This window comes from Gilvimarinus sp. 1_MG-2023 (assembly GCF_030548285.1).
Genome location: NZ_JAUOSC010001091.1, coordinates 1 through 267, shown reverse-complemented (window position 1 = coordinate 267; position 267 = coordinate 1). Strand labels below are relative to the sequence as shown.

1 protein-coding gene is annotated in these 267 nt (G+C 50.9%); it reads right to left on the bottom strand.

Features of this window, described 5'->3' with window-relative positions:
• Positions 1-119, bottom strand: a 119-nt coding sequence (locus Q4563_RS23750; protein ID WP_442903822.1) for a disulfide bond formation protein B, incomplete at its 3' end; no start/stop codon positions are given.
• Positions 120-267: the final 148 nt, after the last annotated feature.

Genomic DNA, 267 nt, shown 5'->3' with positions numbered 1-267 from the left:
ATACAGAGCGGACATGGCTCCATATAAAGCACAATCTCGAAGTAATAGGCTGCACCAAGCAGGGCAGCACAGATCAAAAATCCGGCCAGATAGCCAAAACGCAATAATCTCGGGCTCATGGGGTTGCCTTATGCGAAATCGTGATGATGGGCGAGTGTATCACAGCACTTTGTACGGGAACCGGGTTGTCATTGCGCAAATCTGACACCCGTTATGGCGGCGTCAGACTTGAGTCATGGTTCTTTACGTGCCAAGTGGCTGTGGTGG